The 736-nt window shown below is 50.7% G+C and carries 1 protein-coding gene; it reads left to right on the top strand.

All coding sequences use genetic code 11. The features are described from left to right. On the top strand, positions 1 to 736 hold a 736-nt coding region (locus ACT3IC_RS23505), incomplete at both ends, for a T6SS effector phospholipase Tle3 domain-containing protein (RefSeq protein ID WP_473479885.1).

Genomic DNA, 736 nt, shown 5'->3' with positions numbered 1-736 from the left:
ACGCTACCGGGAGGAGGTCAGCAAGCTGAGTGAAAAAGCCCATCTGCCGTATGACGCATATCAGGAAAATAACGAGAAGAATAAAGCGGCGCTGGGTAATGACGGCAAAGGACCCTTTAAATTCCAGAGCGATAACTTTAAAAACGCGCTTGATATGCATTTTGCCAAAGGGGGCGGGACCTTTGCTAATGCGACGACCACTATTCCCGACATGTTAGGGCCGGGTGCCGGTGGCTTTGGTGTGGCCGCAGCGGGATTTGCCTCATTGCACTTTAATGACGGGGACTATACGCATCCTGTTTATGAGAACCCGCACCGAATCTATCAGTTTTTCGCCGCTCAACGGCTGGCGGATTTGATTATTCAGATTCGACAGCCATTAGTCACTCGAAATGACGTAATCAATATTGTGGCCCACAGTCAGGGTACAATCATTACCATGCTGGCAAATATGCTGGTGAAACAGGCCGGATATGATCCGGTTAACTGCGTCATCCTTAACCACTCTCCCTATTCGCTGGAGTCACGCGTATTTGAAAATATTCAGCCCGGATACCAGCAGACCAACGCGGCCAGACAGAACACCTTCAAAAACTTCTGTCGCCTGATGTACACGCAGTGGAAAGGTGGCGGAAAAATAACAGAGGGTGAATTGCAGGCGATGGAGGCCTCCTGCACCCTGCGTAAACCTTCCGATAATCCGCTGCGAACCGATGACCGGTATTGCCGGAGCAAC

It is taken from the genome of Leclercia sp. GHBNCSD (assembly GCF_055805075.1).
Note: the sequence above shows the minus strand (reverse complement) of the source record. Positions and strands in the feature narration are given on the sequence as shown.